The following is a 22,140-nucleotide window of genomic DNA, read 5'->3' on the forward strand; positions in this document are numbered from 1 at the left end:
ATGAAATTTAACAAATTTTCAAATTAAGAAAAGATTTTTTTAAAATTTTATGTCTCCTATTCCAATTTACATTTATATCTTTGTGACATCAAAATAAGAAAATGAAAATATTAATGAACAATACTTGGTGGTGGAAGAATTTACGTCAAACGTCGTGAACAAAGCTTCCTATGGTATTTTCAAAACTATAAATATAAAAGGCTTGTCATCACGACAAGCCTTTTTTTTTGGTCAAAACTAAACTGAAATATTCTAAAAATTAAAAAACTATATACATTGAAACCTTTTATACTCAACACACACTACAAACAAATCCTGGCAGATACCATCACGCCGGTAAGTATTTATTTTAAAATCAGAGATAAATTTCCAAACAGTTTATTATTGGAAAGTAGTGACTATCACGGAAATGATAACAGTTTCTCTTACGTTTGCTGCAACCCGATTGCGACGATTAAAATCGAAAACGAAATCATTTCCAAAACTTTTCCTGATGGAACTACAGAACAAATTGCAATCGATGCTTCGACTAATATACCAGAAGTAATTCAGCAATTTTCAAGTCAGTTTAAATCGGAGAAAAATGATTTTAAATTCATTAATAACGGTTTATTCGGATACATTTCTTATGATGCTGTTCGCTATTTTGAGAAAGTTTCAATTGCTAAAAAAGACAGTGCAACTTTAATTCCGGATGTTTTTTATGCGGTTTATCAAAACATTATTGCGATCAATCACTTCAAAAATGAAGCCTACATCTTTTGTCATAGTGTTGATGGAAAAAACAACATTTCTGAAATTGAGCAATTGTTACAATCCAGAAATATTGCTTCTTATAAATTCTCCAAAGAAGGCGAAGGTTTTTCTAACTTAACTGATGAGGAATTCAAACACAATGTGGCTTTGGCAAAGAAGCATTGTTTTAGGGGCGATGTATTTCAATTGGTTTTATCACGTCGTTTTACACAAGGTTTTAAAGGTGATGAATTCAATGTTTACAGAGCTTTACGCAGTATCAATCCATCTCCGTACTTATTCTTTTTTGATTATGGAGATTTTAAAATATTTGGGTCTTCGCCCGAAGCACAAATTATCGTAAAAAATAGAAAAGCAGAAATTCACCCAATCGCCGGAACGTTCAAAAGAACCGGAAATGACGAACACGATGCGGTTTTAGCCAAACAACTTTCTGAAGACAAAAAAGAAAACAGCGAGCACGTAATGTTAGTTGATTTGGCCAGAAACGATTTAAGCCGAAATGGACATGATGTGAACGTTGAGAAATACAGAGAAGTTCAGTTTTTCTCGCACGTAATTCATCTGGTATCTAAAGTTACAGGACATTTACACGAAAAAGCCACAACAATGCAGGTGGTTGCAGACACCTTCCCAGCCGGAACTTTAAGCGGCGCACCAAAACACAGAGCGATGCAATTGATCGAAGATTACGAAAAAACAAACCGTAATTTCTATGGTGGCGCAATAGGATTTATGGATTTTGAAGGAAATTTTAATCACGCCATTATGATTCGTACTTTCTTAAGCAAAAATCATCAACTGCATTGTCAGGCCGGAGCCGGAATCGTTGCCAGCTCAGACGAAGAAAGCGAAATGCAGGAAGTTTATAATAAATTAAGAGCGTTGAATACAGCGCTTGAAATGGCAGAGAAAATATAGTAATCAGTATTCAGCTTTTTAGTATTCAGTCGCAGAGAAAGAAATACAGAATATTCAGCGATATGTCTCCCGAGGTTGAAACCTCGGACAATGTTTGAAAAGCAAATATGAAAAAAACGCTTATAAGCATAGCCAACGGTTTCAACCGTTGGAAACAAAGATTAACAAAACCCGATGAAACAATTAAAAAACAAACCATAAAAACCATAAATAATCATGAAAAAAGCAGTTTCAATTTTATTTTTAATCATTACTATAACCTCTTGCAAATCGGAAAAAAAAGAGAATCCAATTGAAGGAACCTGGCGTCTTATATCAGCTGAAACGACAGAAAAAGATTCGACTTTCTCCACTTTCAATCCAAAAACAAAAATGATTAAAATTATAAATGATACTCATTTTGCCTTTTTCAATCATGATTTGAATAACGGAAAAGACAGTACAGCAGCTGTATTCTTTGGCGGAGGCGGAAAATATACTTTGAAAGATAGTGTTTACACCGAAAATCTGGAATACTTCAACAACCGTCAATGGGAAAATGGAAAATTTGAGTTTGTAGTAAAAATTAAAAATGATACACTAACTCAAAAAGGAATCGAAAAAGTAGAAAAATTAGGAATCAACCGAATTATTACAGAAAGATACGTTCGAGAAAAATAAAAAAATAGTTTCAAGTTTCAAGTTTCAGGTTTCACGTTGTTGGAACTTGAAACAAAAAAAACTTGAAACCTGAAACAAAAAAACTCATGAAAAAAATATTAGTTATAGACAATTACGATAGTTTCACTTATAATTTAGTGCACTATCTAGAAGATTTAAACTGCGAAGTAACCGTTTATAGAAACGACGAATTTGATATTGACGAAATCGCAACTTTCGATAAAATATTACTTTCTCCGGGACCTGGAATTCCGGATGAAGCAGGATTATTAAAAGAAGTAATTCAGAAATATGGACCGACAAAAAGCATTTTAGGTGTTTGTTTAGGACAACAAGCCATTGGAGAAGTTTTTGGCGGAACACTTTCAAACCTTGATAAAGTATATCACGGTGTGGCAACAAATGTAAAAACGGTTGTTTCTGATGAAATTCTATTTGAAGGTTTAGGAAACGAATTCGAAGTGGGAAGATACCATTCTTGGGTTGTTGACGCAAATCTACCAGACGTTTTAGAAGCAACTTCAATAGATGAAAATGGACAAATTATGTCGCTAAGACACAAAACCTTTGACGTAAGAGGTGTGCAATTTCATCCGGAAAGTGTTTTGACGCCAAAAGGAAAATTGATTTTAGAGAACTGGATTAAAAGTTAGTTTCTTTTGTTTCAAGTTTCAAGTTTCAGGTTAGCGAAACTTGAAACAAAAAACTTAGAACCTTAGTCTCTTAGCAACTTAGAACCTTAAAAATGATAACACTTTCAGAAACCCGAGAAATCAACATTGAAGATATCTTGATTTTATACAAAGCCAACGAATGGAGTTCGGCCAGCAAACCAAATGAATTATACAACGGTCTTTTAAATTCCGAAACTTTAGTTACGGCTTGGGAAGGGACAAAACTAGTCGGACTTGGGAATGCAATTTCTGATGGATTTTTGACTGTTTATTATCCGCATTTATTGGTACTTCCAGAGTATCAGGGAAAAGGAATTGGAAAAATGGTTGTAGATAAAATGCAGGAGAAATACAGTCATTTTCACATGCAAATGCTAACCGCCGACGGAAAATCAGTTGATTTTTATAAAAAGAACGGGTTTGAAAGAGCCGGAAAAACAGAACCCATGTGGATTTATCAGGGAAATGAACATTAAAAAGCAGTAAGCAGTGTTCAGCATTTTTAGTATTCAGTCACAGTTTTCAGTCGCAAAATTAACTTGAACCCTGAAATTTGAAACAAAAAAACTAAAAGCTTAGAACCTCAGAACCTCAGCATCTTAGAACCTTAGAATAAAAAAAAATGAAAACTATATTAAATAAATTAATCAATCACGAAGTGCTTTCAAAAGAAGAAGCAAAAGACGTATTGATTAATATCTCAAGTGGGAATTATAACCCAAGTCAGATTTCGGCATTTTTGACCGTGTTTATGATGCGCAGTATTACTATTGACGAGCTTTCGGGTTTTCGTGAAGCCTTATTAGAATTATGTGTTCGCGTTGATTTATCAGCTTACAACACCATCGATTTATGCGGAACGGGTGGCGACGGAAAAGACACTTTCAACATCTCCACTTTAGCATCGTTTATAGCAGCAGGAGCTGGAATAAAAGTAGCAAAACATGGAAATTACGGCGTATCCTCTATTTCAGGATCAAGCAACGTGATGGAAAAAATGGGAATTAAATTCAGTAACAATCCTTCCTTTTTGGAAAAATGTATTGACAAAGCCGGAATCTGCGTTTTACACGCTCCTCTATTCCACCCGGCAATGAAAAACGTTGGACCAATCAGAAAAGAATTGGCTGTAAAAACCTTCTTTAATATGTTGGGGCCAATGGTAAATCCGTCGTTTCCACAAAATCAATTGGTTGGTGTTTTCAATTTGGAACTAGCCCGAATGTATGCTTATTTATACCAAAATACTGATATCAATTTCACCATTTTACATTCCCTTGACGGATATGACGAAATTTCCTTAACAGGTCCAACCAAAACGATCACATCACACATGGAAGGAATGTTAAACCCTTCTGATTTTGGCGTTCGTCTTTTATCACAAACCGAAATTGAAGGTGGAAAAACGATCGAAGAATCAGCAGAAATGTTCACTAATATCATTTCAGGAAAAGGAACAGAAGCTCAAAACAATGTGGTTCTGGCCAATGCTGCAATGGCTATTGCAACCGTAACCAAATGTTCTCCGCTGGAAGGATTTGAATTGGCGAAAGAAAGCTTATTCTCCGGAAAAGGGTTAAAGGCATTACAAACATTACAAGAACTAAGTAAGTAAAAAATAGTTTCAAGTTTTCTTTGTTTCGGGTTTCAAGTTGTTGGAACGTAACCTGAAACTTGAAACCTGAAACCTGAAACAAATACAACATGAACATTTTAGATAAAATAATATTTGATAAACAGCGTGAAGTCGTTCTTAAAAAATCAATCATTCCGGTTTCACAATTGGAAAGTTCAGTGTTTTTTGGAAGAGAAACGATTTCTTTGAGCCAAAAACTGAGAACAAGTTTAACTGGAATTATCGCAGAACACAAGCGCCGTTCTCCATCCAAATCGGTTATTAACCAAAGATTTACGGTTGAAGAAGTGGTGAAAGGATATGAAAATGCAGGTGCTTGCGGAATTTCGGTTTTAACCGATGGAAAATATTTTGGAGGTTCTTTAGACGATTTGCTTTTGGCAAGAGCAAGTGTAAATATTCCGCTTTTGCGAAAAGAATTTATTGTTGATGAATACCAAATTTTAGAAGCTAAAGCTTTTGGAGCCGATTTAATTTTATTGATCGCCGCGGTTTTAACTCGTGAAGAAATCAAATCATTATCCGAATTTGCAAAGAAATTAGGTTTAGAAGTTTTACTTGAGGTTCATAATCAGGAAGAATTAGAAAAATCAATTATGCCGAGTTTAGACATGATTGGCGTAAACAACAGAAACCTAAAAACATTCGAGGTAAGTTTAGATTTCAGCAAACAACTCGCAGCGCAAATTCCGAATGATTTTGTAAAAGTCTCAGAAAGTGGAATCTCATCAATAGAAGCCATTTCAGAATTAAGACCTTACGGCTACAGTGGTTTCTTAATTGGGGAAAACTTCATGAAAACCGATAATGCCGGAGAAGCTGCAACAGAATTTATTAAACAATTAGATATATAAAGGTTTGCCACAAAGTAACTAAGGCGCAAATTTAATTTGTGCTATTTCGTGAAATTAATGGTAAGAATAAAAACTTTGTGTCTTAGCGCCTTCGTGGCAAAAACATCAAAAAAAATGAAACTCAAAATATGCGGAATGAAATATCCTGAAAACATACTCGAAGTAGGCACACTCCTACCCGATTATATGGGATTTATTTTCTGGGAGAAATCCGCGAGATACTTTAACGGAGAAATTCCGGAACTGATAGAAACGGTTAAAAAAGTGGGCGTTTTTGTAAATCAGAGTCAGGAAGAAATTCTGGAAAAAGTTCAAAAATACAATTTACAAGCCGTTCAATTACACGGAAATGAATCGGTTGATTTTTTATCAGAATTAAAAAAACAATTACCAAAAAAAGTCCAAATCATAAAAGCATTTTCTGCAGATAATGATTTTGATTTTGAAGCCATAAAGCCCTTCGAAGCGGTCTCTGATTTCTTCCTTTTTGATACAAAAGGGAAATTACCCGGAGGTAACGGAACCACTTTTGACTGGACGATATTAAAAAAATACAAATCTGAAAAACCATTCTTTTTGAGTGGCGGCATCGGAATAAACGAATTAAAAGCGATCGAAGAAATTTCAAAAAGCAATTTACCTATTTACGCTATTGATGTAAATAGTAAATTTGAAATCGAACCGGGGCTTAAAAACAAAAATCTATTTAGCAATTTCAAACGAAAATTTGATGTTGCCAACTTTTAAACTTGAAACGAAATGAACTTTAACGTTAACGAAAAAGGATATTACGGAGAATTTGGAGGAGCTTACATTCCCGAAATGCTATATCCGAATGTAGAAGAATTACGTCAGAATTATTTAAAAATAACAAGCGAACCCGATTTTAAAGCTGAATTTGATCAGTTATTAAAAGATTATGTTGGACGCCCTAGCCCGCTTTATTTCGCTAAGCGTTTATCTGAAAAATACAATACCAAAGTCTATCTAAAAAGAGAGGACTTAAATCATACCGGCGCACATAAAGTCAACAATACAATTGGGCAAATATTGGTAGCCAAACGTTTAGGTAAAAAAAGAATTATTGCTGAAACCGGAGCTGGCCAGCATGGTGTGGCAACTGCAACAGTTTGTGCCTTAATGGGAATGGAATGTATCGTTTATATGGGCGAAATTGACATCGCTCGTCAGGCGCCAAACGTTGCCCGTATGAAAATGTTAGGCGCAGAAGTTCGTCCGGCACTTTCGGGTTCACGAACGTTGAAAGACGCCACAAACGAAGCTATTAGAGATTGGATTAATAATCCTGTTGACACTCATTACATTATAGGATCAGCAATTGGACCGCATCCTTATCCGGATATGGTAACACGTTTTCAAAGTGTTATTTCAGAAGAAATAAAATGGCAATTAAAAGAAAAAGAAGGGCGTGAAAATCCTGATTATGTTGTAGCTTGCATTGGCGGTGGAAGTAACGCAGCCGGAACCTATTACCACTTTTTGCACGAGCCAGAAGTTGGAATCATTGCTGTTGAAGCCGCAGGAAAAGGTGTTGACAGCGGTCATAGCGCGGCAACCAGTAAATTAGGAAAAGTAGGCGTTATTCATGGTTGTAAAACCCTTTTGATGCAAACACCAGACGGACAAATTACAGAACCGTATTCAATTTCCGCAGGTTTAGATTATCCAGGAGTTGGTCCAATGCACGCGCATTTGGCAAAAACCGGACGCGGGGAATTTTTCTCAGTTACTGATGATGATGCGATGAACGCAGGTTTGCAATTAACTAAATTAGAAGGAATTATTCCGGCTATTGAAAGTGCGCACGCATTTGCGGTTTTAGATCAAAAGAAATTTAAGCCAACTGATATTGTGGTAATCAGTCTTTCTGGACGTGGTGATAAAGATTTAGATAATTATATTGAATATTTTAAATTGTAAAACAAAACAAGAAAAATAGCAATTATGGAAAAGTTATTCTCTTACGGAACATTACGGTCAAAGCAGATTCAAATGCAGCTTTTTAATAAGGTATTAACCGGAACTAAAGATCAGCTTTTGGGTCACAGACTGAAAAGTCTTCAGATAGAAGAAGAATTTGGAATGGCAGATTATGTTGTAGCTGTGCCAACAGAAGGTTCTTCAGACCCAATACATGGTATTGTTTATAATATTTCTCCTTCAGATTTAGCTACAGTAGACATATTCGAATCGAATGCTTATAAAAGAGTTGAAGTTACATTGAACTCAGGAATCGTTGCCTGGATTTATATAGAAAATTAATAAAAAACAGAAATGATTCTAGCAGCAGCACAAACAAAACCAACCAGGGGAAATATTGAAGCTAATTTATTAGATCATTATCGCCTCATCGAATTGGCGGTGCAAAACGGAGCACAATTAATTGCATTTCCTGAAATGTCTATTACAGGTTACGAGAGAGAATATGCCCAAAAACTGGCTTTTCAAAAAAACGATTCACGATTAGATCACTTAAAAAAACTGGCTTCTGAAAATAATATTATCATTGTTGCCGGTGCTCCAATTCAAATTGATGCTGAAATGTTTATTGGAGAGTTTGTTATTGCCCCTGACAATTTGGTTTCGATTTATACGAAGCAGTTTTTGCATGAAGGCGAGGATGAGTTTTTTCAATCTTCATTCGATTATAATCCGATGATTACTATTAAGGATCAAAAGATTTCATTTGCCATTTGTGCTGATATTGATAATCCCCTGCATCCTGAAAATGCTTGCAAAAGAGCAAGTGATATTTACATCGCCAGTATTTTCTTTACACCAAACGGAATTCCGAATGCATATAGAAATTTACAAAGCTATGCTGAGAATCATAAAATGAATGTTTTGATGTCTAATTTTAGTGGAGAATCCTGGGGTTATCCATCGGCAGGACAAAGCGCTTTTTGGAATAACAAAGGAGAATTGGTTGGACAAATGAATGATTCGGATTCCGGACTATTATTGGTGGAGAATAAAAATGATAATTGGGCGACTCAGATTATTATACTTTAAATAAAAACGTAATAAAACACCTAACAGGTTTTAAAAACCTGTTAGGAGAAAAACATAAAAGAAATGAACAGAATAACTCAAAAATTACAAGAAGATAAAAAGATACTTTCTATTTACTTTTCTGCCGGATATCCTAACTTAAATGATACCGTTCAGATTATTCAGGATTTAGAAAAAAATGGCGTTGATTTAATTGAAATTGGTTTGCCTTTTAGTGATCCTTTGGCAGATGGCCCAACAATTCAGGCGAGTTCGACGACGGCGCTTCATAACGGAATGACAACTCAAATTCTTTTTGATCAGCTGAAGAACATCCGCGAAAGCGTAAAAATTCCTTTGATTATCATGGGCTATTTTAATCCGATGTTGCAATATGGAGTTGAAGCTTTTTGTAAAAAATGTTCCGAAATTGGTATTGACGGATTAATTATTCCGGATCTACCGGTTGATGTTTATGCAGACGAATACAAAGCTATTTTTGAAAAATATGGATTAATCAATGTATTCCTGATTACACCTCAAACTTCAGACGAACGTATTCGTTTTATTGACAGCGTTTCAAACGGCTTTATTTACATGGTAAGTTCGGCGAGTGTTACCGGTTCTCAATCTGGTTTTGGAAATATTCAGGAAAGTTATTTTGAAAGAATCGGAAACATGAATTTGAAAAACCCACAAATTGTTGGTTTCGGAATTTCGAATAAAGAAACTTTTAATCAGGCTACGAAATTTGCAAAAGGCGCTATTATTGGTAGTGCTTTTATCAAACATTTGAGTGAAAGTGGTTCTGGTAAAATTGCAGAATTTGTTGGTGATATTCGCTAATTAAATGTAATTTACAGGGATTTTTTTAAGTCAATTCAAAATCCTTGTTATGCCCAAACATTTGATAATTTCAAAAAAAACACTTTTTCTGATTCTAAATCTGTGGTTTTATTCAGTACAAGCTCAGGAAGGTCAAACTCTGAATATCCCAACCAAACAAGATACCTTGAATGGTTCGATTACTCCAGAACGAATTTGGTGGGATATTCAGCATTATGATTTAAGCATTAAACCCGATTATGTCAATAAAACAATAACAGGCAAAAATGTAATTGAATATAACGTTACTAACAAAAAGCATTCGGACTTAATGCAGATTGACTTGGTAAGCCCACTTAAAATTGACAGTGTATTTCAAAAAGATAAAAAAGTCGATTTTACACAAAATCAGAATATCTGGTATTTAAAATTATCTAAAAATCAAGCTTCTAAAAAAAACAAAATCACGATTTATTATTCTGGAAAACCAACAGAATCGATAAAACCTCCCTGGGATGGTGGTTTAGTATGGGCAAAAGATTCCTTAAATCGTCCTTGGATTTCAGTAGCCTGCCAATACAAAGGAGCAAGTTTATGGTACCCTTGCAAAAATACCATGTATGATGAGCCTGATCACGGAGCCTCGATTGCTGTTACTGCTCCAGATACCTTAATTGCGATCTCAAACGGGCGATTAAAAACCACAATTAAAAATCATGACGGTACTAACACCTATCAATGGGAAGTTAAAAATCCTATAAGTCATTATGCAATTTCATTTTATATTGGAAAATATATAAATATTAGCCAAGCATATCAAGGCAAAAAAGGAAAACTAACTATGGATTACTGGGTTCTTGACTATAATAAGACCAAAGCCGAAAAACATATGATTCCAGAAGTAAACTTTACTATGAACTCATTAGAACATTGGTTTGGTCCCTTCCCTTTTTATGAAGATGGTTTCAAAATAGCAGACGCACCTTATATTGGAATGGAGCATCAAAGTGCCATTGCCTATGGAGGCGGATATAAAAGAGGCACGAATAAAAAAGGCGGAGATATATCAAATACAGGCTGGGGCAAAAAAACAGATAAAATGATTGTTCATGAAATGGCTCACGAATGGTTTGGCAACAATATGACCGCTGCTGATATTGCTGACCGCTGGATTCAGGAAGGATTTGCCGGTCTGGCCGAAGAACTTGTTATCGCTGACATTGCAGGTAAACAAGCAGGCAACGAATTTATGGCCGGAAGATTTAGAACTATAGAAAACGACAAGCCGATAATAGCACGCTACGGCATAAATGAAGATGGAAGCCAGGACAATTATATAAAAGGATGGGCTATTTTGCATATGATTAAAATTATTGTCGACAACGATTCAATATATAGAGAAGTTCTACAAGGCTTAAATCGTAATTTCTACCATAAAATTGTCACCACTAAACAAATAGAAAATTATATCAGTTTAAATACAGCGATTGACTTTCAATACTTGTTTGATCAATATTTGAGGACTAATCTTGTTCCTGTTTTAGAATATCAAATAAAAGACAATCAACTGTTTTATCGCTACAGCAATTGTAATGATAATTTTTCGTTACCAATTAAAACCAATCTCACCAAAGAGGCCTGGATTTACCCAACAACTAACTGGAAATCATTGAAAATAAAAAACCTATTACCAGATGACACCCTAAAACTTGACATTAATTTTTACATTACAACAAAGAAAACCAAATAGTTTCTATCAAAAACAAATCATCTAACCACTACACCGTTTTATGTTAATATTATGTTAAACAAAAATTAAACGATCGTTTAATTTAAACACTTGTTTAATTTTGTATCCGATTAGAAACACTACTATGTCAAACATCGAATTAAACGATAAAAAAATTCAGATTCTGGAGGTTGCTGAAAAGCTATTTTCAGAGAAAGGATTTGAGGGTACATCGATACGGGATATCTCAAAACATGCAAAAATTAATATTGCAATGGTCTCGTATTATTTTGGCTCAAAAGAAAGACTACTGGAGGCTTTAATTCTTTATAAAACATCTGATTTAAAATTACAACTCGAAAATTTATTGCAGGAAAATCTCGAACCTATTGAAAAAGTCAATAAATTAATCGAAATTTACATTAACAGAATCAGTTGTAACAAAGGGATTTTCAGAGTTTTACATTTTGAACTCAACTCAGAGAAAAGAGAAAAAAGCATGATCGCTTTTACTGAATTAAAAAAAGGAAATCTAAAATCTGTAGAAACGATTATTGCGCAAGGGCAGGCAAAAGGCGTTTTCAGAAAAGATGTTATAATTCCGCTTCTTACACCAACGATCATCGGAACCTTTTTTCACTTTCACATGAATAAATCTTTTTTTGTGGAGTTATTAAATTTAAAAACCGAAGAAATGTATAATAATTACATTAAAACCAGTCTTACAAAGCACATTCAACAAACTATAAAAGCGCTACTTGTTTATGAAAATTAATCCATTATTGCTCTTTGGTATTTTCTTTATCGGAATCTCATCAATAGAAGCACAAGAAAAAACAAGTTTAACCTTAGACGAAGCTGTAAAAATGGCTTGGGAAAAAAGTAACGAAGTTACGCTTGCCAACACTAAGGTAAACTCAAAAAAATACGAATTACAAGAGGTTAAAAACAATCAATATCCAGATATTAAAATTTCAGGACAATATCAACGATTGACAAAAGCTTCAATCGACATGCATAATGATCAGGCTAGTGCCGAGCCAATGCCCTCTCCGGATCAGGCATTGTTAGGAATGGCAACTTTAAGCTTGCCAATATTTTCCGGATTTAAAATTCAGAACAGCATCGATGCTTATGATAATTTATATGAAGCTGAAAGTGCTTATGCTGCCAAAACAAAAGAAGATGTTGCTTTGCGTGTAATCACTTATTATACTGCCTTATACAAAGCGCAAAAAACGTTGGATCTATTAAACGAAAATCAAAAACAGGCAAAACAGCGTGTTACTGATTTTACAGAATTAGAGAAAAACGGAATCATACCAAGAAATGATTTATTGAAAGCACAATTATTGGTTTCAAAAACGCAATTATCTATTGATGAAGCTAACAACAATATCAATAATATTAACTTCTATCTGACTACTTTACTTAAGTTAGATCCAAGTGTGAAATTGACTGTTAACGAAGGTGATTTCTTTAGCTTGAAAACAAGCAATGCTCCATCATCTGATGTAGTGGCACTTGAAAATAGAAAAGATTTAGAAGCAGTTCGTTTGCAACAAAAAGCGAGCGAGGCTAATATCAAAATAGCAAAAGCGGGCTATTATCCTTCACTTGCTTTATTAGGCGGATATACAGCGTTGGATCTTAAAGATTTTATTACTGTAAAATATGCAATGAATTTTGGACTTGGTTTATCATACGATATATCAGGGCTCTATAAAAACAGTGCACACGTAAAAGTTGCTGAAAGCCAAGCTTTAGAAGCAAAAAGTTCAGAAGCAATTTTGACTGATCGTATTAAAAACGAAGTTCAGAAATCTATTGAAGATTATGACTTAGCGATCAATCAAAGTGTAGTTTATGATGAAGCTTTACAACAGGCTTCTGAAAATTATAGACTTGTAAAAGATAAATTTGACAATGGTTTATCAGACACAAATGATTTAGTTGAAGCTGATGTGGAACATTTAAGTGCAAAAATCAATACCGCTTTATCTAAAGCAACTATAATTCAAAAATATTACGAATTACTTTCAGTATCAGGACAATTATCTCAATCATTCAATCTTTCTAAAATATAATCGATAGCTCTCATGGAAAAGAAAAAAACAAATACTAAATTCATCATTATACTAACCGTTTTGGTTTTATTGGGGGGAACTTACGGAGTATCAAAATACTTACACGGACAAGCGCACGAAGAAACGGATGATGCTCAGATTGAGAAAAAAATGAATCCGATTATTCCGAGAGTATCTGGATACATTAGCAAAGTGTATGTAAAAGATAATGACTTTGTAAAAAAGGGAGATACTTTATTTACTATCGATAAGAGAGATTATCAATTGAAAATTGACGAAGCAAATGCTGCTTTATTAGGAGCTGAAGGTCAGTACGAAGCTGCAAAAGCAGATATTGGAAGCGCATACGCAAGTATCAATGTTTCTGATGCCAATATGAAATCTGCAAGTGGTTCTATCGAAAGTGCAAAAATCAGATTGAGACAACTTACAAACGATTTTAACCGTTACAATAATTTGTACAAAACACATACAATAACAAAGCAACAATTTGAGCAGGCTCAAACTGCAAAAGAAGAAGCTGAAAATCAAGTGCGTGTTTTAGAGCAACAACAAAGAGCTAGTTCTTATCAAAAATCGGTAATCGAATCTAAATCTAAAGCTTCTGACAAACAAACAGAAGTTGCTGCAGCAAACATTAAAAGAGCTAAAACAATGTTGGATGTTGCACATTTAAATCTTACTTACACAGTTGTAACTGCTGCAATTGACGGTCAGGTTTCGAAAGTTGATATTCAGCCAGGACAATTGGTTCAGCCAGGACAATCTTTATTTTACATCATCAATAACAATGAAGCATGGGTTGTAGCTAACTTCAAAGAAACACAATTAAACAAAATGATTGTGGGACAAAAAGTAAGCTTAAAAGTAGATGCTTATCCTAATTACGAGTTTAAAGGAATTGTAACCTCATTCTCTCCTGCTACAGGATCTCGTTTTTCATTATTACCTCCTGACAATGCAACAGGAAACTTCGTAAAAACAATTCAGAGATTACCGGTAAAAATTAGTTTAGATCCATCGAATGACCCTGAGAAAGTAAATTTATTACGTCCGGGAATGAATGTTGATGTAGACGTACATTTAAAATAAATAAATGGCAACAGCAGTACAAGCAGACGACGATTTAGTAGAATACGGTTACAGACGAGTTATCATTACAATAACAGCAGTACTTTGTGCCTTGCTGGAAATTGTAGATACTACGATTGTAAACGTAGCTCTAACAGACATGCGCGGAAGTCTTGGTGCTACCTTGACCGATGTGGCGTGGGTAATTACAGCATACGCTATTGCGAATGTAATTGTAATTCCGATGACGAGCTGGCTATCGCAGCAATTTGGAAGACGTAATTATTTTGTGGCTTCTATCATAATATTTACGGTCTGCTCCTTTTTATGTGGTAATGCAAGCAATATTTGGGAACTAGTAGCTTTTAGATTCGTTCAGGGAATGGGTGGAGGTGCCCTCCTGGTAACGGCCCAAACCATTATTACCGAAAGTTACCCCGTTGCAAAACGTGGTATGGCGCAAGCTATTTACGGAATGGGGGTTATTGTGGGGCCAACTTTAGGACCGCCTTTGGGAGGTTATTTGGTAGATAATTATTCGTGGCCTTACATCTTTTACATCAATATTCCATTAGGAATTATCGCTACTATTTTGGCATTAACTTTTGTTAGAAGTCCAAAATACGGTGAAAAATTAAAAGCGAATCAGGTTGACTGGTGGGGAATTATATTATTATCCGCTTTTATCGGGTCTTTACAATTCGTTCTGGAACATGGTCAACAAGACGATTGGTTTAACGATTCTACAATCGTGACTTTAAGTGTTGTGACGGTTCTTGGATTGGTGCTTTTCATATGGAGAGAGCTAACCTACAAACATCCAATTGTAAATTTAAGTGTTTTAAAAGATGGAAATCTTAGAATCGGAACCGTAATGTGTTTTATTCTTGGTTTCGGATTATACGGATCAACTTTAATTATTCCGATTTATACACAGTCTATTTTAGGATGGACCGCAACGGATGCCGGATTATTATTGATTCCAGGTTCGATCACTACTGCGATCATGATGCCATTTGTTGGAAACATGATCCAGAAAGGAGTTCCGCAAGGTTATATGGTAGGAGTTGGATTTTTAGTTTTCTTCTTCTTTACTTTTATGATGCAAACTCGTATGACACCTGATACCGGTGTAGAACATATGTATTGGCCATTGATTTTGAGAGGAATTGGTTTAGGACTTTTATTTGTACCTATTACCACACTTTCGCTTTCAACTTTAAAAGGAAAACATATTGGTGAAGGAGCGGCTTTTACCGGAATGATGAGACAATTAGGAGGTTCATTTGGTATTGCTATTATTACCACTTTTATTACCCGTTTTAGTCAGGAACACAGAGTAAATCTGATCAACAATCTGGATCCTGCAAAATTTGAAGTGCAACAACGTATTCAAGGAATGCAGCACGCCTTTATGGCAAAAGGATACAGTGCCGATGTTGCCCTTAAAAAAGCCTATCAAGCTATAGATTACGCTGTGTTAAAACAAAGTACTGTAATGTCGTACATAGACATTTTCATGTATTTAGGTATCATGTTCTTATGTTGTATTCCAATTATCCTCTTTATCAAAAGAGGTAAAAACAAGATTAATCCTGCTGATGCAATGCATTAATAGCGTTAATATAATAATTGATTTATAATTTATAATACGAAAAAGCCGGGTAATTAATTTAACCCGGCTTTTTTATTTTTTATAATTAATATCATTCTAATTAATCATATCGTATAGATTACAGGGATTAAAATCCCTGCCTACAATATGGGTAAAGTCTACGACTCTTTTAAACCTCTGAACCTTTGTCCCTTTTAAACTTTGAACTTGTAGGAAACCTATCTCGTAAAAACCAAATGGTTCCCTTTAGAAAGATTCGCATCAAACTGATATCCTTCGTAATTGAAACCTTTTAAATCATCAATAGTTTCAGCATTAGTATCGATGATATAACGCACCATCATTCCTCTCGCCTTTTTCGCAAAAAAACTGATCATTTTTAGTTTTCCGTCCTTGTAATCTTTAAAATCCGGAGTTATTACAGGAACTTTCAAGGCTTTTACATCAACGGCAGAAAAATATTCGTTACTGGCTAAATTCACAAACAACTCCCCTTTCGTCAACTCTTTATTTAAAGCTTTTGTAACGGTTGGCTTCCAGAATTCATGAAGATTTTTGTATTCACCCACTGGCATTTTTGTTCCCATTTCTAAACGGTACGCCTGCATTAAATCTAGTGGTTTTAAAACACCATAAAGTCCCGACAGAATTCTAAGTTTATCCTGTAACACTTCTAATTTTTCTAACGGAATGGTATAAGCATCCAAACCGGTATAAACATCACCGTCAAAAGTATAAACTGCCGGACGCGCATTTTCGGGTGAAAAAGGAGTTTTCCATTTTTGATTACGCTCCCAGTTTAAGTCGGATAATTTATCTGAAATCGACATTAATTCAGATAATTCGGCTGGCTTTTTAGTTTTTAAAATTTTATGAACCTGGCGTGCTTCTTTTAAAAAAGACGGTTCAGTATATTGAGTAGTTGGTAATTCTTTTTCGAAATTCAGTGACTTCGCTGGAGATATAACAATTTTCATTTGTACGTTTTTCTATGATTCAAAAATACAAATTGATATTTTAAAAATGAGGTATCAGAATTGATTTGTTTGATAGTTCCATAAGTGAATTTCTACTAATCGTTTTTCCGCCACGAATTCACGAATTTCTTTTTTTATTGATTGTGATTCGTGAAATTCAGCCTTAAGTTTTTTGTTTTAATAAAACTTCATCCTGAAAATATGAATTTGTTCAAAAAAGTAAACAATAGATTGTAAAAGGCGTTTTCTATGTTGTAAATTTGCAAGCGTTTCCTTCTCTTCAAGATTAGAAACAATTATTATAAAAATTACTCAATTCGTGGCTATACAAACAAATTATAAAACAGCTTTAGAACATAAAATCTTCGGGATTATTTCGCAGGCCTCTCAGGAACTAAACGTTGACAGTTACGTTATTGGTGGTTTTGTTCGCGATTTGCTTTTAAAACGTGGTTCTAAAAAAGATATTGATGTTGTTGCCGTTGGAAGCGGAATAGAATTGGCTTTGAAAGTTTCTGAATTGCTTCCAAAAAAACCAAAAGTACAGGTTTTTAAGACTTATGGAACTGCAATGTTACGTTTTGAAGATACTGATATAGAATTTGTTGGTGCACGAAAAGAATCTTATAATTTCGAAAGCCGAAATCCAATCGTTGAAAACGGAACGCTAGAAGATGATCAGAATCGTCGTGATTTTACCATAAATGCTTTGGCACTATCATTAAACGAAAAAACATTCGGAGATCTTTCAGATCCTTTTAATGGTTTGGCTGATCTTGAAAATAAAACAATTAAAACACCTTTAGATCCGGACATTACCTATTCTGACGATCCATTAAGAATGCTTCGTGCCATTCGTTTTGCGAATCAGTTAGGTTTTGAAATAGAGAAAAATTCTCTAGATGCAATTACAAAAAATGCAGAAAGAATTAAAATTATTTCGGGAGAAAGAATTGTGGATGAATTGAATAAAATTCTTTCGACAGATAAACCGTCAATCGGATTTTTACTTTTGTACCAAACTGGGCTTTTAGATATTATTCTTCCTGAATTAACAGCTTTGAATCAGGTAGAAGAAATTGAAGGTCATACCCATAAAAACAACTTTTACCACACATTAGAAGTTGTCGATAATATTTGTCCAAATACAGATGATGTTTGGTTGCGTTGGTCGGCTTTGTTACACGATATTGGAAAAGCACCGACAAAACGTTTCACTAAAAAACAAGGCTGGACTTTTCACGGTCATGAATTCTTAGGTGGAAAAATGGCTAAGAAAATATTTGAACGTTTGCACATGCCATTGAACCACAAAATGAAGTTTGTGCAAAAAATGGTCATTATGAGTTCGCGTCCTATTGTTTTGGCACAGGATATTGTAACAGACAGCGCTGTTCGTCGTTTGGTTTTTGATGCCGGCGAAGATGTGGAAGATTTAATGACTTTGTGCGAAGCTGACATCACAACTAAAAATCCAGCAAAGTTTAAGAAGTACCATAAAAACTTTGATATTGTCCGCAAGAAAATTGTTGAAGTTGAAGAGCGCGACCATGTTCGTAATTTTCAACCACCAATTTCTGGTGAAGAAATCATGGAAATCTTCAACTTGAAACCTTCCCGTGAAATTGGAGTTTTAAAAGAAGCTGTAAAAGAAGCAATTTTAGAAGGTGATATCCCGAATGAATATCAGGCTGCTTATGATTTTGTAATTAAAAGAGCTGAAAAAATGGGTTTAAAAAAAGGTGCATAGTAACAAAGGCACAAAGCAACAAAGGTTTATTTAAATTTAAAATATTAAATGTTTCAAATCAAGTGTTCCTATCCTTTGAACCTCTGCAACTTTGAAACTTTGCAACTTTAAAAAAAGAATGAAAAAACATTTCCCTACAATCGCAAAAACAGCATTAGTTTTAGTTTATTTAGTAATTGTTGCAGGAGCTCTGGTTCGTATGACAGGATCTGGAATGGGTTGTCCGGATTGGCCAAAGTGTTTTGGATATTACATTCCGCCAACCGATTTAAAGGAATTGACGTGGGAACCCAACCGTGTTTTCGAAAAAGGACAGGTAATTATTAAAGATGAAAGTCTTTTGGTTGCAAAACATAATTTTACGACTGAAACATCTTTTGATGCTTCACATTGGGAAAAATACACCAAACATGATTATGCAATTTTTAACCCGTTGCATACCTGGATTGAATATATCAACAGACTTTGCGGTGCTTTGGCTGGAATGGCTTGTTTTTTCATGGCAATTGCCTCTTTCAGATTTTGGAGGCAAAACAAGAAAATCACTTTACTTTCCTGGTTGGTAGTATTTATGATGGGCTTTCAGGCGTGGTTAGGAGCTAAAGTAGTTTATTCGGTCTTGAACCCAATAAAAATAACAGTTCACATGGTTATGGCTTTGGTAATCGTTGCGGTAATTTTATACATTATTCAATTGGCCAGACCAAAAATAGCCACTGTAAAATACAATTCAACTTTTAGAAATGTACTTTTGTTTTCGCTTTTACTGACTTTAATTCAGGTAGCGATTGGAACACAGGTGCGTCAGTTTGTAGACGAACAAGTTAAAAACGGATTGACTGCAAGTATTCTTTGGTTACAAAATCCATCGGTTACTTTTTATGTTCACCGTTCCTTTTCTATTGTTGTCTTTTTAGTTAATGTTTATTTATACATTAAAAACACCAAATTTGGTTTAGGATATTCAAAAATAAACTGGGTAATTGTGATAATTGGAATTGAAATTCTGACTGGAATGGCAATGGCTTATCTTGATTTCCCAATAGGAAGTCAGGCGATACATTTAGTATTGGCATCAATCTTATTTGGAATACAGTTTTACATGATTCTGGAGGCTAAGAAACCTACCCCAGCCAACTCTTAAAATCCTGCACCTTTTCACGGCTAACAACTACCTCATCTTCTTTATAAGAAGGCAAAATAACTTTAAGTCGTGAATTAGTATAAACTTGAATTTCTTTTATGGCCTGAAGTGGCACAATAAATTTTCTGCTTACGCGGAAGAAATCCTTCATGTCTAATTCCTGTTCCAAAATTTCTAAAGTCGAATCGATCAAATAATTTCTGTTATCGAAAGTATGAATATACGTTCCTTTGTTTTCGCTAAAGAAACATTCTATTTCCTCTGTAGTTATTACTTTTAAATGCTGCCCAATTTTAACCGTGAATCGTTTTTTATAATTCTTCTCAAAAGGATTTGAAAGCATGCGGCGTATTTGCTCAAAATCAAGTTGAAGATTTTGATTTTCTGAAGTTGATTTTGGCATACGAGCCTTAAATTTAGTAACGGCAACTTCTAAATCGTCTTCGTCAATTGGCTTTAAAAGATAATCTATACTATTCAGCTTGAATGCTTTTAAGGCATATTCATCATAAGCCGTTGTAAAGATGATCGCACTTTTAATGTCTATTTTTTCAAAAATTTCAAACGATAAACCATCAGACAATTGAATATCCAAAAAAATCAAATCCGGATGTTCATTGTTAGCGAACCAATCTACAGATTCTTCTACAGAGTGCAACATGGTTTCTACGGAAATTTCTAGCTTTTCAAGCTTTCGCTGCAATAATCTTGCTGCCGGTTTTTCGTCTTCTATAATTAATGTGGTCATTTACTAAACTGAAAAAATTGAAAAAAAATAATTTAAAATTACTCCCATTTATTGGTATTTGAAGCATCCTTATCCATATATTCCCGGATTTTCTTTTGTTCCCAATCTCCATTGAAAAAAATATCCGGTCCAAACACTGTAAAAGCATGAATCAATAAAGCAATACCCCAATAAAATGCTGTTGAATAAGTATGCCAATCTAATAAACCCTTTTCCTCAAGGTTCCATCCAAAAAAATCTCCATCTAAATTCGAAATGATAATTAGAAGATTGATTATAATGTAAACCTTCAGGTGCGAGTAAAAGCCTTTTATTTTTTTTACTTTTTTGTATGCCCTTTCAAAGCTCTCGTCATTCTTAAATTCCTGTGCGTATTCTTCGTACATACGTGTTCTAAAACGTCCCATTTTTTTAAATTTTAAAAATTATTGCCACTTGCTTTGATTCTCTTTTTCTTTATCCATGATCTCTTTGATCTTTCTTTCTTCCCAGCCTTTTCCTAAAACCGGAAATACTTCGAAAACTTTCAGACCATGAAAAACGACCCCTACTCCCCACCACATTAAAGGCCAATAAAACCATAAATGATCTGGTGTTGTATATAAATTGATAAAAATCAAAACTATATTAACTACAATAAAAGAAGTTAAATTACCATAAAATCCTTTTATATTTTCAACTTTCTTTTTGGCCAAATAATATCTATCCTCATCATTAAAATTTACTTCCATAATTACTCCCATTTTTGTGTTTTTGTTCTTTTTTCTAAAAGATTTTTCACTTTGCGTTCTTCCCATTCTTCTCCGAAAATCTTATAATACGCAAATAAATCAATTGCGGACACTAAAAATACACTGGTCCAAATTATCATTACAACACTATTTAAATATATCACCGGAAAGAAATTTAGAGGTATTCCATAAAACTCTTTTAAAACATAAAAAACTAATCCGGCACCATAAATAAAGGCATGTATATAAAAGGATCTTAGTCTAACTATCTTTTTACTAAAGATCGCTCCAAATTTAAATTTAACAGGATTATAACTACAATTCGTTTCCATGACTATTTCCAGGTTTGTTTTTTACTTTCTTTTTCTTTTTCCAGAAATTCTCTGATTTTTCGTTCTTCCCATTCTTTATTAAAAAATGGTGAAACTCCAAAAGCTTTCAATCCTTGGAAAACCACTCCTACTCCCCAACCCAATATGCACCAAATAAACCATAAATACTCTGGCGAAGTCATTAGATTAATGACAATTAGCATTATCGTTACAAGAATAAATATTGTTAGATGTTGGTAAAAATCTTTTATCTCTTTCACCTTTTTCTGAGCCTGATGATAACGTCTTTCTTCTGTATAATCTGGTTCCATGATTACTTCCAGGTTTGTCTTTTATTTTCTTTCTCCAAAATCTCCCGAATTTTTCGTTCTTCCCAATCTTTATTAAAAACCGGTGAAACTCTAAAAACTTTCAATCCGTGCATCAAAATTGCAAATCCCCAGCCAAATACACACCATAAAAACCACAAATAACCAGGTGAAGTCATAAGATTTACAACCATGACAATTGGGTTACAAATCAGGAATACGGTCAAATGTTCGTAAAATTCTCTTATTTCTTTGACTCTTTTTTGAGCCTGATAATAACATTCAGCTTCTTCATACTTTGTTTCCATGA

At 34.3% G+C, this 22,140-nt stretch carries 25 protein-coding genes; 18 read left to right on the top strand and 7 right to left on the bottom strand.

Annotated elements, in window-relative coordinates:
* The first annotated feature begins 276 nt into the window (after positions 1 to 276).
* From AC3ITQ_RS21685 to AC3ITQ_RS21760, 16 genes are all read left to right on the top strand, one after another.
* The gene (locus AC3ITQ_RS21685; RefSeq protein WP_489236148.1) at positions 277 to 1,677 is read left to right on the top strand and encodes an anthranilate synthase component I family protein; all 1,401 of its coding nucleotides are present in this window, start codon (positions 277 to 279) and stop codon (positions 1,675 to 1,677) included.
* Positions 1,678 to 1,893: 216 nt separating this feature from the next.
* Positions 1,894 to 2,337 (top strand): hypothetical protein, encoded by a 444-nt coding sequence (locus tag AC3ITQ_RS21690; protein WP_489236149.1) that lies wholly within the window; start codon positions 1,894 to 1,896, stop codon positions 2,335 to 2,337.
* Positions 2,338 to 2,423: 86 nt separating this feature from the next.
* Positions 2,424 to 2,990 carry an anthranilate synthase component II gene (locus AC3ITQ_RS21695; protein WP_056195974.1) on the top strand — a complete coding sequence of 189 codons (567 nt, stop codon included), beginning with the start codon at positions 2,424 to 2,426 and terminating at the stop codon, positions 2,988 to 2,990.
* A 92-nt stretch (positions 2,991 to 3,082) separates the two neighbouring features.
* Complete coding sequence (locus AC3ITQ_RS21700) at positions 3,083 to 3,487, top strand: GNAT family N-acetyltransferase (RefSeq protein ID WP_489236150.1); 405 nt, start codon at positions 3,083 to 3,085, stop codon at positions 3,485 to 3,487.
* A gap of 146 nt (positions 3,488 to 3,633) precedes the next feature.
* Positions 3,634 to 4,626, top strand: coding sequence for an anthranilate phosphoribosyltransferase (trpD, locus tag AC3ITQ_RS21705; RefSeq protein WP_489236151.1), 993 nt, complete (start codon positions 3,634 to 3,636; stop codon positions 4,624 to 4,626).
* An 89-nt stretch (positions 4,627 to 4,715) separates the two neighbouring features.
* Positions 4,716 to 5,501: an indole-3-glycerol phosphate synthase TrpC gene (gene trpC / locus AC3ITQ_RS21710; RefSeq protein ID WP_489236152.1), complete on the top strand. Its 786-nt coding sequence runs from the start codon at positions 4,716 to 4,718 to the stop codon at positions 5,499 to 5,501.
* Positions 5,502 to 5,615: 114 nt separating this feature from the next.
* Positions 5,616 to 6,248 carry a phosphoribosylanthranilate isomerase gene (locus AC3ITQ_RS21715; protein ID WP_489236153.1) on the top strand — a complete coding sequence of 211 codons (633 nt, stop codon included), beginning with the start codon at positions 5,616 to 5,618 and terminating at the stop codon, positions 6,246 to 6,248.
* Positions 6,249 to 6,260: 12 nt separating this feature from the next.
* Positions 6,261 to 7,442 carry a tryptophan synthase subunit beta gene (trpB, locus tag AC3ITQ_RS21720; RefSeq protein ID WP_489236154.1) on the top strand — a complete coding sequence of 394 codons (1,182 nt, stop codon included), beginning with the start codon at positions 6,261 to 6,263 and terminating at the stop codon, positions 7,440 to 7,442.
* A 24-nt stretch (positions 7,443 to 7,466) separates the two neighbouring features.
* The gene (locus AC3ITQ_RS21725; RefSeq protein WP_489236155.1) at positions 7,467 to 7,784 is read left to right on the top strand and encodes a gamma-glutamylcyclotransferase family protein; all 318 of its coding nucleotides are present in this window, start codon (positions 7,467 to 7,469) and stop codon (positions 7,782 to 7,784) included.
* Between the two features lie 12 nt (positions 7,785 to 7,796).
* Positions 7,797 to 8,534 carry a carbon-nitrogen hydrolase family protein gene (locus AC3ITQ_RS21730; protein ID WP_489236156.1) on the top strand — a complete coding sequence of 246 codons (738 nt, stop codon included), beginning with the start codon at positions 7,797 to 7,799 and terminating at the stop codon, positions 8,532 to 8,534.
* 63 nt (positions 8,535 to 8,597) lie between these two features.
* On the top strand, positions 8,598 to 9,359 hold the full coding sequence (gene trpA, locus AC3ITQ_RS21735; RefSeq protein ID WP_489236157.1) for a tryptophan synthase subunit alpha: 762 nt from the start codon (positions 8,598 to 8,600) through the stop codon (positions 9,357 to 9,359).
* Positions 9,360 to 9,408: 49 nt separating this feature from the next.
* The gene (locus AC3ITQ_RS21740) at positions 9,409 to 11,088 is read left to right on the top strand and encodes a M1 family metallopeptidase (protein ID WP_489236159.1); all 1,680 of its coding nucleotides are present in this window, start codon (positions 9,409 to 9,411) and stop codon (positions 11,086 to 11,088) included.
* A 124-nt stretch (positions 11,089 to 11,212) separates the two neighbouring features.
* Complete coding sequence (locus AC3ITQ_RS21745) at positions 11,213 to 11,842, top strand: TetR/AcrR family transcriptional regulator (protein WP_072972904.1); 630 nt, start codon at positions 11,213 to 11,215, stop codon at positions 11,840 to 11,842.
* Entirely contained in the window at positions 11,832 to 13,154 is a 1,323-nt protein-coding gene (locus AC3ITQ_RS21750; RefSeq protein ID WP_489236161.1) for a TolC family protein, read from the top strand. Before AC3ITQ_RS21745 ends, AC3ITQ_RS21750 begins: the two co-directional genes overlap by 11 nt.
* A 12-nt stretch (positions 13,155 to 13,166) precedes the next feature.
* Positions 13,167 to 14,246 (top strand): HlyD family secretion protein, encoded by a 1,080-nt coding sequence (locus AC3ITQ_RS21755; protein WP_489236162.1) that lies wholly within the window; start codon positions 13,167 to 13,169, stop codon positions 14,244 to 14,246.
* A 4-nt stretch (positions 14,247 to 14,250) separates the two neighbouring features.
* Entirely contained in the window at positions 14,251 to 15,840 is a 1,590-nt protein-coding gene (locus tag AC3ITQ_RS21760) for an MDR family MFS transporter (RefSeq protein WP_489236163.1), read from the top strand.
* Positions 15,841 to 16,058: 218 nt separating this feature from the next.
* On the opposite strand, the gene yaaA is transcribed toward AC3ITQ_RS21760, so the two are convergent.
* A complete protein-coding gene (gene yaaA / locus AC3ITQ_RS21765; protein ID WP_489236164.1) occupies positions 16,059 to 16,817 on the bottom strand; it encodes a peroxide stress protein YaaA in 759 nt (252 codons plus the stop codon).
* 319 nt (positions 16,818 to 17,136) lie between these two features.
* Here yaaA and AC3ITQ_RS21770 point away from each other — a divergent pair, with 319 nt between their 5' ends.
* Together AC3ITQ_RS21770 and AC3ITQ_RS21775 are read left to right on the top strand one after the other, a co-directional pair.
* Positions 17,137 to 18,567 carry a CCA tRNA nucleotidyltransferase gene (locus tag AC3ITQ_RS21770; protein WP_489236165.1) on the top strand — a complete coding sequence of 477 codons (1,431 nt, stop codon included), beginning with the start codon at positions 17,137 to 17,139 and terminating at the stop codon, positions 18,565 to 18,567.
* A gap of 118 nt (positions 18,568 to 18,685) precedes the next feature.
* On the top strand, positions 18,686 to 19,711 hold the full coding sequence (locus AC3ITQ_RS21775; protein WP_489236166.1) for a COX15/CtaA family protein: 1,026 nt from the start codon (positions 18,686 to 18,688) through the stop codon (positions 19,709 to 19,711).
* On the opposite strand, the gene AC3ITQ_RS21780 is transcribed toward AC3ITQ_RS21775, so the two are convergent.
* Genes AC3ITQ_RS21780 through AC3ITQ_RS21805 form a run of 6 tightly spaced genes read right to left on the bottom strand, consistent with a single transcriptional unit; the run spans position 19,692 to position 22,138 of the window.
* A complete protein-coding gene (locus AC3ITQ_RS21780; RefSeq protein ID WP_489236167.1) occupies positions 19,692 to 20,459 on the bottom strand; it encodes a LytR/AlgR family response regulator transcription factor in 768 nt (255 codons plus the stop codon). The genes AC3ITQ_RS21775 and AC3ITQ_RS21780 overlap by 20 nt on opposite strands.
* A 38-nt stretch (positions 20,460 to 20,497) precedes the next feature.
* Positions 20,498 to 20,866, bottom strand: coding sequence for a 2TM domain-containing protein (locus tag AC3ITQ_RS21785; RefSeq protein ID WP_489236168.1), 369 nt, complete (start codon positions 20,864 to 20,866; stop codon positions 20,498 to 20,500).
* 18 nt (positions 20,867 to 20,884) lie between these two features.
* Positions 20,885 to 21,190, bottom strand: a complete 306-nt coding sequence (locus tag AC3ITQ_RS21790; protein ID WP_489236169.1) for a 2TM domain-containing protein — start codon at positions 21,188 to 21,190, stop codon at positions 20,885 to 20,887.
* Between the two features lie 2 nt (positions 21,191 to 21,192).
* A complete protein-coding gene (locus AC3ITQ_RS21795) occupies positions 21,193 to 21,522 on the bottom strand; it encodes a 2TM domain-containing protein (RefSeq protein ID WP_489236170.1) in 330 nt (109 codons plus the stop codon).
* Between the two features lie 2 nt (positions 21,523 to 21,524).
* Positions 21,525 to 21,833, bottom strand: a complete 309-nt coding sequence (locus AC3ITQ_RS21800) for a 2TM domain-containing protein (RefSeq protein ID WP_489236171.1) — start codon at positions 21,831 to 21,833, stop codon at positions 21,525 to 21,527.
* 2 nt (positions 21,834 to 21,835) lie between these two features.
* Positions 21,836 to 22,138: a 2TM domain-containing protein gene (locus AC3ITQ_RS21805; RefSeq protein ID WP_489236172.1), complete on the bottom strand. Its 303-nt coding sequence runs from the start codon at positions 22,136 to 22,138 to the stop codon at positions 21,836 to 21,838.
* Positions 22,139 to 22,140: the final 2 nt, after the last annotated feature.

This window comes from Flavobacterium sp. KH_001 (genome assembly GCF_057840745.1).

Coding starts and splice junctions, on each gene's coding strand:
- AC3ITQ_RS21690 (WP_489236149.1), top strand. CDS start 1,894: ATGAAAAAAGCAGTTTCAATTTTATTTTTAATCATTACTATAACCTCT.
- AC3ITQ_RS21695 (WP_056195974.1), top strand. CDS start 2,424: ATGAAAAAAATATTAGTTATAGACAATTACGATAGTTTCACTTATAAT.
- AC3ITQ_RS21700 (WP_489236150.1), top strand. CDS start 3,083: ATGATAACACTTTCAGAAACCCGAGAAATCAACATTGAAGATATCTTG.
- trpD (WP_489236151.1), top strand. CDS start 3,634: ATGAAAACTATATTAAATAAATTAATCAATCACGAAGTGCTTTCAAAA.
- trpC (WP_489236152.1), top strand. CDS start 4,716: ATGAACATTTTAGATAAAATAATATTTGATAAACAGCGTGAAGTCGTT.
- AC3ITQ_RS21715 (WP_489236153.1), top strand. CDS start 5,616: ATGAAACTCAAAATATGCGGAATGAAATATCCTGAAAACATACTCGAA.
- trpB (WP_489236154.1), top strand. CDS start 6,261: ATGAACTTTAACGTTAACGAAAAAGGATATTACGGAGAATTTGGAGGA.
- AC3ITQ_RS21725 (WP_489236155.1), top strand. CDS start 7,467: ATGGAAAAGTTATTCTCTTACGGAACATTACGGTCAAAGCAGATTCAA.
- AC3ITQ_RS21730 (WP_489236156.1), top strand. CDS start 7,797: ATGATTCTAGCAGCAGCACAAACAAAACCAACCAGGGGAAATATTGAA.
- trpA (WP_489236157.1), top strand. CDS start 8,598: ATGAACAGAATAACTCAAAAATTACAAGAAGATAAAAAGATACTTTCT.
- AC3ITQ_RS21740 (WP_489236159.1), top strand. CDS start 9,409: ATGCCCAAACATTTGATAATTTCAAAAAAAACACTTTTTCTGATTCTA.
- AC3ITQ_RS21745 (WP_072972904.1), top strand. CDS start 11,213: ATGTCAAACATCGAATTAAACGATAAAAAAATTCAGATTCTGGAGGTT.
- AC3ITQ_RS21750 (WP_489236161.1), top strand. CDS start 11,832: ATGAAAATTAATCCATTATTGCTCTTTGGTATTTTCTTTATCGGAATC.
- AC3ITQ_RS21755 (WP_489236162.1), top strand. CDS start 13,167: ATGGAAAAGAAAAAAACAAATACTAAATTCATCATTATACTAACCGTT.
- AC3ITQ_RS21760 (WP_489236163.1), top strand. CDS start 14,251: ATGGCAACAGCAGTACAAGCAGACGACGATTTAGTAGAATACGGTTAC.
- yaaA (WP_489236164.1), bottom strand. CDS start 16,817: ATGAAAATTGTTATATCTCCAGCGAAGTCACTGAATTTCGAAAAAGAA.
- AC3ITQ_RS21775 (WP_489236166.1), top strand. CDS start 18,686: ATGAAAAAACATTTCCCTACAATCGCAAAAACAGCATTAGTTTTAGTT.
- AC3ITQ_RS21780 (WP_489236167.1), bottom strand. CDS start 20,459: ATGACCACATTAATTATAGAAGACGAAAAACCGGCAGCAAGATTATTG.
- AC3ITQ_RS21785 (WP_489236168.1), bottom strand. CDS start 20,866: ATGGGACGTTTTAGAACACGTATGTACGAAGAATACGCACAGGAATTT.
- AC3ITQ_RS21790 (WP_489236169.1), bottom strand. CDS start 21,190: ATGGAAGTAAATTTTAATGATGAGGATAGATATTATTTGGCCAAAAAG.
- AC3ITQ_RS21795 (WP_489236170.1), bottom strand. CDS start 21,522: ATGGAAACGAATTGTAGTTATAATCCTGTTAAATTTAAATTTGGAGCG.
- AC3ITQ_RS21800 (WP_489236171.1), bottom strand. CDS start 21,833: ATGGAACCAGATTATACAGAAGAAAGACGTTATCATCAGGCTCAGAAA.
- AC3ITQ_RS21805 (WP_489236172.1), bottom strand. CDS start 22,138: ATGGAAACAAAGTATGAAGAAGCTGAATGTTATTATCAGGCTCAAAAA.